This is a genomic window from Streptodolium elevatio, from assembly GCF_053592165.1.
Map to the genome: position 1 here is coordinate 71,670 of NZ_JBSFVE010000011.1, position 14,293 is coordinate 85,962.

General features: G+C 73.7%; 13 protein-coding genes and 1 pseudogene. 5 read left to right on the forward strand and 9 right to left on the reverse strand.

The features are described from left to right. Nucleotides 1-24: 24 nt before the first annotated feature. Nucleotides 25-684: a FadR/GntR family transcriptional regulator gene (locus ACWD12_RS20865; protein ID WP_450100758.1), complete on the forward strand. Its 660-nt coding sequence runs from the start codon at nt 25-27 to the stop codon at nt 682-684. 78 nt (nt 685-762) lie between these two features. On the opposite strand, the gene bioB is transcribed toward ACWD12_RS20865, so the two are convergent. The 3 genes from bioB to ACWD12_RS20880 form a co-directional block, all read right to left on the reverse strand. Further along, complete coding sequence (bioB, locus tag ACWD12_RS20870; RefSeq protein WP_450100759.1) at nt 763-1,854, reverse strand: biotin synthase BioB; 1,092 nt, start codon at nt 1,852-1,854, stop codon at nt 763-765. 563 nt (nt 1,855-2,417) lie between these two features. Next, nucleotides 2,418-3,677, reverse strand: a complete 1,260-nt coding sequence (locus tag ACWD12_RS20875) for a cation:proton antiporter (RefSeq protein WP_450100760.1) — start codon at nt 3,675-3,677, stop codon at nt 2,418-2,420. A 4-nt stretch (nt 3,678-3,681) separates the two neighbouring features. Further along, nucleotides 3,682-4,152: a cation:proton antiporter regulatory subunit gene (locus ACWD12_RS20880; protein WP_358355178.1), complete on the reverse strand. Its 471-nt coding sequence runs from the start codon at nt 4,150-4,152 to the stop codon at nt 3,682-3,684. 208 nt (nt 4,153-4,360) lie between these two features. On the opposite strand from ACWD12_RS20880, the pseudogene ACWD12_RS20885 reads away from it, so the two are divergent. The 4 genes and pseudogenes from ACWD12_RS20885 to ACWD12_RS20900 form a co-directional block, all read left to right on the forward strand. Then, a pseudogene (locus ACWD12_RS20885) lies at nt 4,361-4,969 on the forward strand (sensor histidine kinase); the annotation flags it as partial. Next, the gene (locus ACWD12_RS20890; RefSeq protein WP_358355106.1) at nt 4,966-5,622 is read left to right on the forward strand and encodes a response regulator transcription factor; all 657 of its coding nucleotides are present in this window, start codon (nt 4,966-4,968) and stop codon (nt 5,620-5,622) included. The pseudogene ACWD12_RS20885 and the gene ACWD12_RS20890, both read left to right, overlap by 4 nt. A 161-nt stretch (nt 5,623-5,783) precedes the next feature. After that, nucleotides 5,784-6,947 (forward strand): glycosyltransferase family 4 protein, encoded by a 1,164-nt coding sequence (locus tag ACWD12_RS20895; protein WP_450100761.1) that lies wholly within the window; start codon nt 5,784-5,786, stop codon nt 6,945-6,947. 114 nt (nt 6,948-7,061) lie between these two features. Next, entirely contained in the window at nt 7,062-8,147 is a 1,086-nt protein-coding gene (locus tag ACWD12_RS20900) for a DUF2804 domain-containing protein (RefSeq protein ID WP_450100762.1), read from the forward strand. 72 nt (nt 8,148-8,219) lie between these two features. Here ACWD12_RS20900 and ACWD12_RS20905 read toward each other — a convergent pair whose 3' ends face one another. The 6 genes from ACWD12_RS20905 to ACWD12_RS20930 all read right to left on the reverse strand — a co-directional run bounded on the left by ACWD12_RS20905 (nt 8,220) and on the right by ACWD12_RS20930 (nt 14,251). Further along, entirely contained in the window at nt 8,220-9,272 is a 1,053-nt protein-coding gene (locus ACWD12_RS20905; RefSeq protein WP_450100763.1) for a cupin domain-containing protein, read from the reverse strand. A 131-nt stretch (nt 9,273-9,403) separates the two neighbouring features. Next, entirely contained in the window at nt 9,404-10,153 is a 750-nt protein-coding gene (locus ACWD12_RS20910) for an SDR family NAD(P)-dependent oxidoreductase (RefSeq protein ID WP_358355112.1), read from the reverse strand. Then, entirely contained in the window at nt 10,153-10,893 is a 741-nt protein-coding gene (locus tag ACWD12_RS20915) for a TetR/AcrR family transcriptional regulator (protein ID WP_450100764.1), read from the reverse strand. The genes ACWD12_RS20910 and ACWD12_RS20915 overlap by 1 nt, the downstream gene beginning before the upstream one ends. A gap of 3 nt (nt 10,894-10,896) precedes the next feature. Next, nucleotides 10,897-11,877, reverse strand: a complete 981-nt coding sequence (locus ACWD12_RS20920) for an NADPH:quinone oxidoreductase family protein (RefSeq protein WP_450100765.1) — start codon at nt 11,875-11,877, stop codon at nt 10,897-10,899. Then, complete coding sequence (locus ACWD12_RS20925; RefSeq protein WP_450100766.1) at nt 11,877-12,929, reverse strand: SDR family NAD(P)-dependent oxidoreductase; 1,053 nt, start codon at nt 12,927-12,929, stop codon at nt 11,877-11,879. The genes ACWD12_RS20920 and ACWD12_RS20925 overlap by 1 nt, the downstream gene beginning before the upstream one ends. Before the next feature lie 26 nt (nt 12,930-12,955). Then, nucleotides 12,956-14,251 (reverse strand): acyl-CoA dehydrogenase family protein, encoded by a 1,296-nt coding sequence (locus tag ACWD12_RS20930; RefSeq protein ID WP_450100767.1) that lies wholly within the window; start codon nt 14,249-14,251, stop codon nt 12,956-12,958. Nucleotides 14,252-14,293 lie beyond the last annotated feature (42 nt).

Sequence of the window (14,293 nt, forward strand, 5' to 3'; positions counted from 1 at the left end):
CCGGTGTCGCACCGAAGGAGTGGCATGCCCCTGACCTCACCGCGACGCGCGGCCCTCTCCGACCAGGTGGCGGCACAGTTGCGGGCGCAGATCACCTCGGGCGAGTGGCCGGTCGGGTCGCGCATCCCGACGGAGCCGGAGCTCGTCGAGCAACTCGGCGTCGCGCGCAACACGGTCCGCGAGGCCGTCCGGGCCCTCGCGCACACCGGGCTCCTGGACATCCGGCAGGGGTCGGGCACCTACGTGCTCGCCACCAGCGAGCTGTCCGGCGTCATGCACCGGCGGTTCGCCGACGCCGATCCGCGCCACGTCGCCGAGGTACGCGCCACGCTGGAGTCGACGGCGGCCCGGCTCGCCGCGACCCGGCGTACCGACAAGGACCTCCGGCAACTGGACACCTGGCTGGCCCGCCGGGCCACCGCGTGGTCGTCGGGCGACGCCGAGGCGTTCGTCACCGCGGACGCGAGCCTGCACATGGCCGTCGTCGCCGCGGGCCACAACGACGTCCTCACCGAGCTGTACGCCGACCTCGGCGCCCTGCTCCGCGACTGGCTGCGCGACGACGTGGGCACGGACCTGGCCACCGACGAACCGATGGACCACACGCGGCTGGTCGAGGCGATCCGCGCGGGAGACGCGGAGCGGGCGGCGGCGGAGGCGGCGTCGTACCCCTACCACTGCTGAGCGGGCACGGTTGCTGAACGGTGCCGGTGCCGCCCGGCCCGCCGGCGCCCGTGTCGCCGCCGGGCCCGCGGCTAGCGGTCACGCGTTCGGCGGTGCCTCGGTTCCCGCGCCGCGCAGTCGCAGGGCGACGAGGTCGGCGCGCCCCGCCGCCCCGGACGTGTCCTCGTCACGACGTCCCGGGAGCGTCGCGGCGCCCGTCCCCTCCACCTCGAACCCGGCGTCCGCGATCATGTCGAGGTCGGCCCGGCCCGACTGGCCCTCGCTGGTCAGGTAGTCGCCCAGGAAGATCGAGTTGGCGATGTGCAGCGCGAGCGGCTGAAGGGTCCGCAGGTGGATCTCGCGGCCGCCGGCGAGGCGTACCTCGACGTCGGGACACACGAAGCGCACCATCGCCAGGATCCGCAGGCAGCGCTGCGGGGTCAGGTCCCAGCGCCCCTCCTGCGGCGTTCCCTCGAACGGGATCAGGAAGTTCACCGGCACCGAGTCCACGCCCAGCCCGCGCAGCGCGAAGGCCACGTCGGCCAGGTCGTCGTCCGACTCGCCCATACCCGCGATCAGCCCCGAACAGGCCGACAGCCCCGCGTCGTGGGCGCGCCGCACGGTGTCGACGCGGTCGGCGAAACCGTGGGTGGAGCAGATGTCGGAATAGACCTCCTCCGAGGTGTTGAGGTTGTGGTTGTACGCATGCACGCCCGCCTCGCGCAGCCGCTCCGCCTGGCCGCCCGACAGCAGTCCCAGGCACGCGCACACCTCCACGCCCGGGCTCTGCGCCTTGATGGCGGCGACGGTCGAGGCGACGCGCTCGACGTCCCGATCGGTGGGCCCGCGGCCGCTCGCGACCAGGCACACCCGCTTGGCGCCCCCGGCGGTCCCCGCGGCGGCCGCGGCGGCCGCCTCCTCGGGGCTCAGCCACGTGTACTTGAGGATGCCGGTCTCCGAGCCGAGCCGCTGCGAGCAGTACGTGCAATCCTCCGGGCACAGGCCCGACTTCAGGTTGACCAGGTAGTTCAGCTTGACCCGCCGCCCGAACCAGCGGCGCCGGACCCGCCAGGCGGCGGCCACCACGTCCAGGAGTTCGTCGTCCGCGGTCGCCAGCACGGCCAGTGCGTCGGCGCGGTCCGCGGAAGCGCCGCGCGTCCCCTTGTCCACGAGCCTGTCCAGAAGATCCATGCCACGATCCTCCGGCGCGGCGCACCGGGGACCAATGACCGAACCGCACAAGGCTTTTGCGTCGAACTTTGCACACCCCGGCAACACCGTAGGCCGACGACCAGGTGCACGCGCGCAACCCACGCGCCCGGACGGGCGCTGCGGCACGACTCGGTGAGAGCACCCGAACGGCGGTCGGCCAGGGGCCTGCGGCCGCGCCTTGCCGACGACGGCGGTGACAGGCGACGGCCAGGACGATTGTGATCGCTCCGCACATGGTGATGGGGCGTGCACGCGTACTCCGGTGCCGGAGTAGTCGACACGGTCGATGACGCCGTAAGCGCGAGTTCGCGGCCGGGCCGCGACGGCGTCGCGCAACCCCGCCGCTTCGCGGTGGGCCGCGGCTTCGCGCCGCGGGCGTTCCCTACACGCCCCCGCGTACTGCTTCGCCCCGAGCCCCGTCGCGCGTCCTGCGACCCGCATCTCTCGCGCGCAGGGCGCGCAGCGGTGTGGCCCCCGCCGTCCGGGGGCCGACGACGGGGGCGCTGTGGCGACCTGGCGTGGCCGGCGCCGGAACCGGGCGATCAGTCCTGGGTGCCGTCCTTGTCCGGGTCCGGGGTCGTGGGGACCGGGGTGGGCGGGACGCCGTCGAGGGCGGTGCGTGGGGCGACGACGGAACGATTCTCTGCGGTGCGGTCCGCGAACCTGGTGCCGACGACCTCGCTGTAACGGGCCGTCAGGGGGCCGATGACCACCAGGATCAGTACGTACGCGGTGGCCAGCGGGCCGAGCTTCGGCTCGATGCCCGCGGTGACCGCGAGACCGGCGATCACGATCGAGAACTCGCCGCGCGCGACGAGCGTGCCGCCCGCGCGCCAGCGTCCCTTAACCCCGACACCGGCTCGTTTCGCGGCCCAGTAGCCGGTCGCCACCTTGGTCGCCGCGGTGACCAGCGCCAGGGCGAGCGCGGGCAGCAGCACCGGCGGAATGCTCGCCGGATCGGTGTGCAGGCCGAAGAAGACGAAGAACACCGCGGCGAACAGGTCCCGCAGCGGGCTCAGCAGCGTGTGCGTGCCCTCGGCCACCTCGCCGGACAGGGCGATGCCGACCAGGAACGCGCCGACCGCAGCCGACACCTGGAGCTGCTGCGCGACGCCCGCGACCAGCAGCGTCAGGCCGAGGACCACCAGGAGCAGCTTCTCCGGGTCGTCGCTGGAGACGAAGCGCGAGATGAGCCGCCCGTACCGGACGGCCACGAACAGCACGAGGGCCGCCACGCCGAGCGCGATCGCCAGGGTCAGGCTGCCCTGCGCGATGCCGACCCCGGCCACCAGCGCGGTGACGATTGGCAGGTAGACCGCCATCGCCAGGTCCTCCAGGACCAGGATGCTCAGGATGACCGGCGTCTCGCGGTTGCCGACCCAGCCGAGGTCACCGAGCACCTTGGCGATGACGCCGGACGACGAGATCCACGTGACGCCCGCGAGCACCACCGCCGCGACCGGGCCCCAGCCCAGCAGGAACGCGGCGAGCGCGCCCGGAATCGCGTTGAGCGCGAAGTCCACCAGACCTGCCGGGTATTGCGTCCGCAGGTTCGACACCAGGTCGCTGGCGGTGTACTCCAGACCGAGCATGAGCAGCAGCAGAATGACGCCGATCTCGGCGCCGATGGCGACGAACTCCTCGCTGGCGCCCAGCGGGAGCAGGCCGCCCTCGCCGAACGCCAGTCCGGCGAGCAGGTACAGCGGGATGGGAGAGAACTTGAGGCGGCCCGCGACCCGGCCCAGCAGGCCGAGCGCGAGGATGATGGCTCCGAACTCGATCAGGAAGACCGCGGAATGCACCGGGTCACTCCCGTCCGAGGATCGAGGCCGCGGTGTCCACGCCCTCGCGGGTGCCGATCACGATCAGGGTGTCGCCCCCGGCCAACCGGAAGTCCGGGGTGGGGGACGGCACCGCCCCCGAACGCCGCAGCACCGCGACTATCGACGCGCCGGTCTCGGTCCGCATCCGCGTGTCCCCGAGCGTCCGGCCGTTCCAGTGGCTGTGCCCCGACAGTTCGATCCGCTCGGCCACCAGCCCGAGGTCGGTGGTGTGCAGCATGTTCGGGCTGTGGTGGGCCGGCATCAGCGCGTCGATCAGCGACGCCGCCTCGGCGGCGGTCAGGCGCAGCGACTGCGCGCACGCGTCCGGGTCGTCCGCGCGGTACACGCTCACCGTGCGAGCGCCGTCCCGATGGGCTACCACCGAGAGGTGCCGGTGTTCGCGCGTGGTGAGGTCGTATTGAACGCCGATGCCGGGCAAAGGCGTGGTGCTCATCCGCGGGGCAGGCACGGATGTTCTCCTTACTCTCCGAGTGGCCGTCCGGGTGGACGACGCGTCATGCTGCCATCCGCCGAGGTGCGGGGGACATGGGTGCCGGCACGGATGGACACCTGCTCCGATGATCCGAAAAAATGCCCCGGGAGGTATGGTCGCGACGCTGTTCCCGCAGGCCGGGTCCGTACCGGAGCCGGTCCGCGGCGCCGACGAGGTCGGGCAGACGCTCACCGCGGTGCTGCTCCAGCTGAAGCACGCCGCGGACCACGCCCCCGAGGCGACGCGCGGCGACCTGGTCGTGGCCCAGGAGACCTGCCGGGACGGCCTCGACGAGGTCCGGCGGATCGCCCGGCGGCTGCGACCGGGCGTACTGGAGGAACTGGGGCTGCCCAGCGCGCTGCGGGCGCTGGCCGCCGACTTCACCACGAAAGGCCTTGTCATCCGGCACGAGATCGGCGCCGACATGCCCCCGCTGGGGGACGACGCCGAACTCGTGCTGTACCGCGTGGCACAGGAAGGACTGACGAACGTGGCTCGGCACTCCGGGGCGGACGAGGCGGTGCTCGCGCTGGCGCGCACCGCTTCCGGCGGCGTGGACCTGGTCCTCCGCGACAACGGGCGGGGACCCGGCGGCGCGGCCGAGGGCGCGGGACTGCGCGGCATGCGGGAGCGCGCGCTGCTCATCGGCGCCCGCCTCGGGGTCGGGACGCGGCCCTCGGGCGGGACGGTCCTGCGCCTGTCGGTGCCGCCGCCCGCGGAGTTGTGCGCGGCGGGGGCGCCGGACGCGTCGGGGCGTACAGCCGGGAGCCGGGCGTGACGGAACGGCCCACTCGCATCCTCCTCGCCGACGACCACGCGCTGGTACGCCGTGGCGTGCGGCTCATCCTCGACAACGAGCCGGATCTGACGGTGGTCGCGGAGGCCGCGGACGGTGCCGAGGCCGTCGCGGCGGTCCGCGGCGGCGGCGTCGACCTGGCCGTCCTGGACATCGCCATGCCCCGCAAGACGGGGCTCCAGGCGGCCCGCGAACTGGCCCGGCTGCGACCCGCGCCGCGCGTGCTGTTCTTGACCATGTACGACAACGAGCAGTACTTCTTCGAGGCACTCAAGGTCGGCGCCAGCGGGTACGTCCTCAAGTCCGTCGCCGACCGCGACCTCGTCCAGGCCTGCCGGGCCGCCGTGCGCGACGAGCCGTTCGTCTACCCGGGCGCGCTCAACACCCTGGTCCGGCACTACCTCGACCGCGGCGGAGACGGCGGCGCGCTGCCCGAGCGCGCGATCACCGACCGCGAGGAGGAGGTGCTCAAGCTCGTCGCCGAGGGCCACACCTCCAAGGAGATCGCCGAACTCCTGGTCATCAGCGCCAAGACCGTCGAGCGGCACCGCTCCAACATGCTGCAGAAGCTCGGCCTCAAGGACCGGCTCGAACTGACCCGCTACGCAATCCGTGTCGGGCTCATCGAGCCTTGAACCGTACGCCGCCCCGGGGGGAGGGCGCCACCGCGACGTGGAACCACACGCGCGGGTGGAGTGCGGCCATCCGATCGAGGGCGCGTCCGCTGCCCGGCACTGTCCCCCCTCCGGGACTCGTGCAGCATGAGGGCGTCTGACAGGTTGGTGGGGTGGGTGGGGTGCACGACCGAGCGCGGCTGCGCGTTCTGCTCGCGGTGGACGATCTGCGGATCGGCGGCGCGCAGGACCAAGTGGTGGGGTTGGCGGTGGCCTTGGCGGAACGCGGCCACCGTGTGGTTCTGGCCTGCACGGAAGGCGGGGGCCGGTCCGCGGAACGGCTCGCCCGGGCGGGCGTGCCGGTGGTGGTCCTGGGGCGGCGGCATGTCGCCAAACGGCTGAGCGTCTCCTTCGCGGTGCGCATCGCGCGCATGGCGAGGGCGGGCGGCTTCGACGTGGTGCACGCCCATGTGCACGCCGCATCGATGGCGGCCGCGCTCGGCGGACCGCTGGTCGGGGTCCCGGTGGTGGTGACCGAGCACAGCATGGCGTCGTGGCGCGGCCGGATCGCCTGCGCGTACAGCCGCCTGCTGTACCGCAGATGCGCACTGGTGCTGGCCGTGTCGCCGCAGATCCGGAACCGCCTGTGTACGAGCGACCGGGTGCTGCGCGGCCGCGTGCGCGTCGTGGGCACGGCGCTGTTCGGGTCGGCGCGGGCCGCCGCCCCTGGCCCCGAGCGCACACCCGAGCGCACAACCGAGTGCACATCCGGGCCGCCCGGAGGTCCGGTGGTCGGCGTGGTCGCGCGCCTGCGGCCGGAGAAGGGCGTGGAGTTCTTCGTACGCGCCGCCTCGCTCGTCGCCGACGCCCACCCCGACGTGACCTTCAGCGTCGTCGGCGACGGCGACCAGCGGCACCGCCTCGAAGGCCTCGCGGCCGGGCTGGGACTCGGCGGCCGAATGCGCTTCCACGGGGAACACGCCGACGGGGCCAGGGCGGTGGCCGCCGCCGACGTCCTGTGCGTGCCCTCGCTCACCGAAGGCGCGCCGCTCGTGGTCCTGGAGGCGATGGCCGCCGGAGTGCCGGTGATCGCCAGCGCGGTCGGTGCCGTGCCCGACCAGCTCGACGGCGGCCGGGCCGGGATCCTGGTGCCGCCGGGCGACGTCAGTGCCCTCGCCGAGGCGCTGGACGGCCTGCTCGCCGACGGCTGCGAGCGGGCCCGTCTCGGCCGCTCGGGGCATCGGCGTCTGCGGGAGCTGGGTTCGGCGGACGAGGTCACCCGGGAGGTCGAGGCGGCGTACCGCGCGGTGGTCGGCGCAGCGGCAGGCGGCAGTCCCGGCCGGTGAGCCCCGGCACGGCCAACTGTCCCATCCGGTCCGGCCGGAAGGACAGGAGCCGGGACGCCCTGGCGGATCGGTGCCGCGCCTTGCCCCCGACATGCCGGTGGGTAGCCTGACCCGATGACATCGGGGGAACGAGAGATCACCGGCCCGGTCGACCTGTGCCTGGCGGACGGCCGGCTGAATCCCGGGGCCGTGGGCTGGTCCCGGACGCCGCTGCACCGCGCGAACCTGCGCGGCTGGGGGCGCACCAAGCGCTGGGAGTACTGGTGCGTCACGACACCGACGCACCTGATCGCGCTCACGGTCGGCGACCTGGACTACTTCCGGGTGCACGCCGTGCACTTCCTGGCCTACGGCGGGTACGAGATCGAGCGCACCGACGTCGTCCCGCCGGTGGGTGGAGCCGCCCGCCTGCCCGAGACCATCGCCGGCGCACCCCTGTCGCACGCAGCGGCCGGCGCGACACCCGACGCCTTGCAACGGGACACCGATGTGGTCGTCGGCCCCGAGCGCCCGACGGGCGGCCGGGTGCGGATCGAGATCCGCCGCGAGGAGGCCGGAACACGCCTGCGAGCACGGTGCGTCACCCCGGAGCGGCAACCGCTGGAAGCCGACCTGCTGGTCGCGCGCCCGGAAGGCCACGAGACGATGAGCGTCGTGGTGCCCTGGAGCCCACGGTGGTTCCAGTACACCTCGAAGCACGTGGCACTGCCCGCGACCGGCCAGGTCCGGGTGGGCCGCGACGTGTACGCGTTCGGCGACGACGCGTGGGGCACGCTCGACCACGGCCGGGGCCGCTGGCCGCGCCGGGTCGGATGGAACTGGGGTGCGGCGGCGGGGCGTTGCGGCGGGCGTACGGTCGGCCTCCAACTCGGCGGCAAGTGGACCATCGGTACCGGCGCCACCGAGAACGCCCTGTGCGTGGACGGCCGCGTCACGAAGATCGACCAGGAACTGGACTGGCAGTACTCCACGGCCGACTTCCTGGCGCCTTGGACCGTCCGCACTCCGGGATCCGACCAGGTCGACCTGGTGTTCACGCCGTTCCACGACCGTAGGGCGCGTACCGAGATCGGGCTGTTCGCGAACCGCACCGACCAGTGCTTCGGCCACTACTCGGGCCGCGTGCGCACCGACTACGGCGAGTACGTCGTCGTCGACAACCTGCTCGGCTGGGCCGAGGACGTCTACATGCGCTGGTGAGGGTCGCGCGCGGGACGACCGCCCGCGCGCGACCGCTGCTCACCCTCGGGCCCTGTCACCCCGCGGCCTGTGTCACCCGCTCGTGACGGCGAGCATCACCGAGACCAGCACGGCGGGTTCGGCGCCGACCGGGCGCCAGCGATGCCGGGTGCCGCGCTGGACCACGGTGTCGCCCGCACCCAGGAGGACGACGGACGCTGCGTCGGATTCCTCGGTCCCCAGGGCCAGTTCGAGTGAGCCGGACACCACCACGCCGACGTCGATCGTCTCGGTCGTGTGCCACCCCGCCTCGCCGGGATCGTGCCCGGCCGCGAGCTCCACCCTCCGGAACGCCGCTCCGCCGCCGAGGGGTTCGAGCGCCCACGGCACACCCTCGGGAACCCCGGCGAAGCCCTGCCCAGGGTTGCCGAGCGGGCCGCCGGTCTGCCACAGGTCGTACAACGCCACGCCGGCGGGCGGGAAGGCGGGGGCCGCGGCGCCGGACAGCGCGGCAAAAGAACGCCCGTCCGCGTCCGCGCCGGTGACCAGGAGCCGGGGCGCGCCGTCGCGCGGCTCGGCCGAGGGGGCGATGTGGGCGTCCGCGGGGGCGTCCGCGGTGGGCCGGTCGGACGCCGCGGCCTTGGGGTTCGGCGACAGAAGTACGGACAGGAAGGTGCACGGCCTGTCGCCGACCACCCGCCAGCGGTGCCGGGTGCCGCGCTGGACGACCGCGTCACCGCTGCCGAGGGCGTGCTCGCCGTCGTCCAGGCCCAGGACGATGTGCCCGTCGAGGACCACCATGAGGTCGAGCGTCTCGGTCCGGTGCATGCCCGGCTGCCCGGGATCGTCGCCGGGGACGCGCAGCCACGTCTCGTCGAGCGGGGTCCCCGGGGCGGCCGCCGGGAAGCGGATCAGGCGGCACGCGACCGCACCTTCCGAGGGGAACGACCCGCGCAGCGCGGCATCGGGTTCCCCGCCGTCGTCCGCGGTGCCCGGCGCCCCGGTCAGCCACAGCAGTTCGGAAAGGCCGTGGCCCGTCGGCGACGCCACGGTGACCGGCGGCGTGCCGTCGGCCGCGACGACCGGCAGGCCGTCCCGGTGACCGGTGACCACGCGGCGGACCGGGAAGGGGTGGGGCACGGGCACACTTGCCTCCGGCACGGGACGTCCTCTCTCGCTGACGGATCGTCAGGTCTATCAGGCGATGCCTTTGGGAGCCAGGTGGCCATGTGTGCAGCGTCGGAAAGCCGGCCGCAGCGCCGCCGCGGCTGCCCCGATCAGCCGCCGTCGAGGGTGATCAGCTCCCCGTTCAGGTACGACGACGCGTCGCTCGCGAGGTAGAGCGCGGTGCCCACGATCTCCTCCGGCGAGGCGATCCGGCCCAGGCTGACGCGCGCCGCCATGTCCGCCTGCATCGGCTCGGTCGGCAGCGACTTGTGCAGGCTGTCGGTGTGGAACATGCCGCACACGATGCTGTTCACGCGGATGCCGCGCGGGCCGAACTCCTGTGCGGCGGCCTTGGTGAGCGCGTTCTGCCCGGCCTTCGCGGCGGCGTACACGACGGTGAACGGCGAGGGGTGCAGCGACGCCTTGGAACTGATGTTCACCACCGACCCGCCGCGCGGCATGTGCGCGGCGGCGAGCGCGGTCAGCCGCAGCGGCCCCTTCAGGTTGACGGCCATCGTCTTGTCGAACAGGTCCTCGGTGACCGCGTCGAGCGACGGCGGGACGGGGGCGATGCCGGCGTTGTTGACCAGGACGTCGATGCGTCCGAACTCCGCGACCACCGCCGCCACCAGCGCCTCGCACTGCGCCCAGTCGCCCACATGGCACGCGACGGCGAGGGCCTTGCGCCCCAGGGCGCGTACCTCGGCGGCGACCTCCTCGCACGCCTCCTGCTTGCGACTCGCCACCACGACATGCGCACCGGCCGCCGCGAAGCCGAGAGCCATCGCACGGCCGAGGCCCTTGCTGCCCCCGGTGACCACGACGACCTTGTCGTCCGCGCGGAGTGTGGGGATGTCCATCAATGCGCTCCAGTTGTCGGGCCGGTCGGGCCGGTCGGGCCGGTCGGGCCAGTCGGGTCGGTCGACTCGGCCGGGTCATCCGTCGCTGTCGTGCCGGTCGAGAGCGAGTCCGTCCCGGTCCCGGTCGGCCCCGTCCGCCCGTCCGCCCCCGCGTCGCGGTCGATGCCTTCGACGAGGTAGCGGATGTGCAGGCCGAAGAGGATGTCGGCGTCCTCCGCCGACACGCCATCCGGATCGCCTCCCGCCCGGGCCGCGCGGCGCGGACGGCCTTCCCGCGGAGGCGACGCGCCCGACTCCAGGGCCACGAAGCCGACCGTCGCCCACATGATCAGCCGGCAGGCACGAACGGCGGTGTCGCCCGGCAGCCCGTCGCGGCGCATCACCTCGACCAGGGGCCGGGAGGCCTCGACGTACGCCTGCCGCCGCGGCGACACGATCAGCCGGCTGTCGCGCACCTGCCTGAGCCGGGCCCGGAGTTCGGCGGCCCAGCGCACCGCGTACGCGGCCCACCGCTCGTCGGCCGCCACCTGCGGCGCCACGTCGGCCAGCAGCCGGTCCGCGATCGCCTCGACCAGCGCCTCCTTGTTGCCGATCCGGCTGTAGAGCGGCACGGGGGACACCCCGAGGCGCGCCGCGACACTGCGCATGCTGACCGCATCGAGGCCCTGCTCGCCGAGGATCTCGATCGCCGCCGCGACGATGCGGTCCGCGTCGAGGTCGAGGTCGGACGGTTTCGCCATGGTTCAGGTGCCTCCGAGAACGAGCTTGCCGACGACGCCCCGGTCGGCGACGCGGCGGAGGCCGTCGGGGAGGTCGTCGAAGGGTACGGTGCCGGTCACCGCGCTCCGCAGCTTTCCGGCGCCGAGCAGCGCGGACAACTCGCCGTGCACGGCCTCCAGTTCCGCGCGCGTGTAGCCGCCGGCGAACACCCCCACCAGGGAGGCGTTGGCGACGACGAGCTGGTGGGTCGGAATCTGCGCCCAAGAGCCGCCGGCGAACCCGACCGCGAGGTGACGGCCGCCCCGGGCCAGCACGCTCGCCGCATCCGCGGCCAGGGCACCGCCGACGGGGTCGTAGACCGCGTCGACGCCGTGTCCGCCGGTGAGTTCGCGCAGCGCCGGGGCGATCGGCCCGGCCCGGTGGTCGAGTGCCGCCTCGGCCCCCAGACGACGGCAGTACGCCGCGCGTTCGGCGTCCCCGACCACGGCGACGACCCGGGCGCCGAGGGCGGCACCCAACTGCACGGCGGCGATGCCGCTGCCGCCCGCGGCGCCGAGCACCACGAGCCACTCCCCGGCGGCGACGCGGCCCCGGTGCACGAGGCCGGTCCAGCCGGTCAGGTGCGGGATCCAGAACCCGGCCGCGTCGGCGTCGCCGAGCCCGTCCGGCACCGGGAGTACCGAGCCCGCCGGGGCGAGGCACTCCTCGGCGAACGACCCGTACCCCTCCGTGAACGCGGTCACCGCCATCACCCGGCTGCCGAACGGGACCGCCACACCGGTGCCGACCGCGGTGACCGTCCCGGCGACCTCCTGCCCCGGGGTGAACGGCAGGGCGGGCGTGAGGGGATAGCTGCCCCGGCACATCAGGACGTCCGGCAGACCGATGCCGGCCGCCGCGACCCGGATCCGGACCTGGCCGGGACCGGGCTGCGGCTCGTCGATAGTCACCAGCCGCAAGGCGTCGACCGGCTCTCCGTGGGACATGACCTGCCAGGCGCGCATCACTGCCCCCTCGACACGCTGTCGGCCCCGACTCCGGCCCCGACTCCGGATGCGGCACCGGTCGTCGGGGCACCGGTGGCGGCATCGGAAGAGGCACCGGGAGAAGCACCACCGTCCGCCGGGCCGAAGTCCCGGTCCATCTCGTCGGCGAACAAAAACCGGGCGGCGTGCGCGAAGTCGCCCGAAGGCGGTGGCAGTGACGAGCCGCCGCACACGCCGAGCAGTTGGCCGGTGATCCACGAAGCCTGGTCCGAGGAGAGGAACACCACGGCGCGGCCCACGTCGGCCGGGTCACCGAGCGGGCTGTCCGCGCCGGCGGCCAGCGGTGTCCCCGCCCGCATGATGGCCAGGTTCTCGGGCGTGGTGGCCGCCGCGGCGGACTCGGTGGCCATCCAGCCCGGGCGTACGCCGTTGACGCGGATCCCGAAGCGGCCCAACTCGGCGGCCGCGCACCGGGTGAGTTCGTCCACCGCGGCCTTCGACACCGAATAGCCGTTCATGAACGCGGCGGGGCGCGCGGCGGAGATCGACGACACCGTGACGATCGCGCCGCCGCGGGTACGCATCAGGCGGGCGGCGTGCTTGACGGTGTGCGCCGTGCCGAGCACGTTCACACCCAGTGGCACCATCCAGTGCTCGGTGGTCAGGTGCAGCAGCGAACCCGGCATCGCGGTACCGGCGTTCGCGACCGCGATGTCGAGATGGCCGTCTTCCGCGGCGGCGGCCTCGGCCGCCGCCGCTATGCGCGACTCGTCGGTGACGTCCGCGTCCACGGCCCGCACTCCGGGGAGTCCGGCCGCCGCGAGTTCCGCGCATGCCGCGTCCAGGACGCCGGCGTCGGGACCGCAGATCGTCACGCGCGCACCGGCCGCCGCGAGGGCGGCGGCGATTGCCTTGCCGATGCCCGTACCGCCGCCCGTGACCAGCGCCGTGCGCCCGGCCAGCGACAACACCGGGGGAGCAGGGCCGACCGCCGGGGGACCGGCGGCGGGGGAATCGGCCGGGGGAGTGCCGACCGCGGGGGACTGCCGCGGGTCCGTGCGTTCACTCATCGGATGCCTCCGTGGATGCCGTGGCGTCACGCGACGCCTGCCGCCGCCCGGAGTTCGGCCCACTTGAGCTCGGCGGCCGGGCGGCGGGACGGGATGTGCTCGGACGGCCAGCCCTCGACGGGCGTGTGGCGGGCGAGCAGCGTACGGGCGAGGACGGACTTGTGGAGCTCGTCGGGGCCGTCCCCGATGGGACCGAAGCGCGTCGAGCGGTACCACGCCTCGACGGGCAGGTCCGAGGAGTAGCCGAGTGCGCCGCAGACCTGGATCGTGCGGTCGAGCACGGCCAGCACGACCTTCGACACGTGGGCCTTGACCATGCCGAGTTCGGCGCGCACCGGGCCGGGGCCGTGCCGGTCCATGCGCCATGCGGTCTGGAACGTGAGCAGCCGGGCCGCCTGGATCTCCATGTGGGAGAGCGCGATGTAGTCCTGGACCATCTGGTGGCGGCCGAGGATTTGGCCGTGCGAGGTACGCGAGACCGCGCGCTCGCACATGATGTCCAGCGCCCGCTGCGCCTGCCCGAGCCACCGCATCGCGTGGTGGATCCGTCCCCCGCCGAGCCGCTGTTGGGCCAGCACGAAGCCGTCGCCGGGTCCGCCGATCAGGTGGTCGCCGGGCACCCGGCAGTCGCGGAAGACGATTTCCGCGTGGTTGCCCGGTCGGCCGTACGCGACGTCCGGATGCGCCATGGTGCCGATGTCGCGCACGATCTCCATGCCCGGGGTGCCGGCCGGGACGACGAAGACCGACGCGTGCCGGTGCGGGCGCCCCTCCGGCGTCGTCTCGGCGAAGACCAGGACGATGTCGGCCACCGACGCGTTGGTGATGAACCACTTGCGGCCGTTGAGGACCCAGTCCTCGCCGTCGCGCACCGCGGTGGTGCCGATGACGGTCGGGTCGGCGCCGGCCAGGAACGGTTCGGTCAGGGCGAAGGCGCTCGATATCTCGCCGCGCAGGTTGGGCCAGAGCCAGCGCTCCTTCTGCGCGTCCGTCGCACCGTGGGCGAGCAGTTCCATGTTGCCGCTGTCGGGGGCCTGGACGCCGAAGACAGTCATCGACATCATGCAGCGCCCGATGATCTCCGACATGAGGGCGAGCTTGAGCTGCCCGAAGCCCGCCCCGCCCAGGCGGGGGTCGAGGAACGCCCCCCACAGGCCGCGCGCCTTGACGCGGTCGCGGAGGTGCTCGCGTACGACACGCCATTCGTCGGCGGGGAGTCCGTCGAACACCGGTTCCAGGGGGATCAGCTCGTCGTCGACGAACGCGCGCATCCAGACGAGGTGTTCCTCGAACTCCGGTTCGGTCTCGAAGTCCCACGCCATGCCTGCCCCTTCGGTCAACGACTCGCGCCGGGGATGAATAAC

Coding starts and splice junctions, on each gene's coding strand:
- ACWD12_RS20865 (WP_450100758.1), top strand. CDS start 25: ATGCCCCTGACCTCACCGCGACGCGCGGCCCTCTCCGACCAGGTGGCG.
- bioB (WP_450100759.1), bottom strand. CDS start 1,854: ATGGATCTTCTGGACAGGCTCGTGGACAAGGGGACGCGCGGCGCTTCC.
- ACWD12_RS20880 (WP_358355178.1), bottom strand. CDS start 4,152: ATGAGCACCACGCCTTTGCCCGGCATCGGCGTTCAATACGACCTCACC.
- ACWD12_RS20900 (WP_450100762.1), top strand. CDS start 7,062: ATGACATCGGGGGAACGAGAGATCACCGGCCCGGTCGACCTGTGCCTG.
- ACWD12_RS20910 (WP_358355112.1), bottom strand. CDS start 10,153: ATGGACATCCCCACACTCCGCGCGGACGACAAGGTCGTCGTGGTCACC.
- ACWD12_RS20915 (WP_450100764.1), bottom strand. CDS start 10,893: ATGGCGAAACCGTCCGACCTCGACCTCGACGCGGACCGCATCGTCGCG.
- ACWD12_RS20920 (WP_450100765.1), bottom strand. CDS start 11,877: ATGCGCGCCTGGCAGGTCATGTCCCACGGAGAGCCGGTCGACGCCTTG.
- ACWD12_RS20925 (WP_450100766.1), bottom strand. CDS start 12,929: ATGAGTGAACGCACGGACCCGCGGCAGTCCCCCGCGGTCGGCACTCCC.
- ACWD12_RS20930 (WP_450100767.1), bottom strand. CDS start 14,251: ATGGCGTGGGACTTCGAGACCGAACCGGAGTTCGAGGAACACCTCGTC.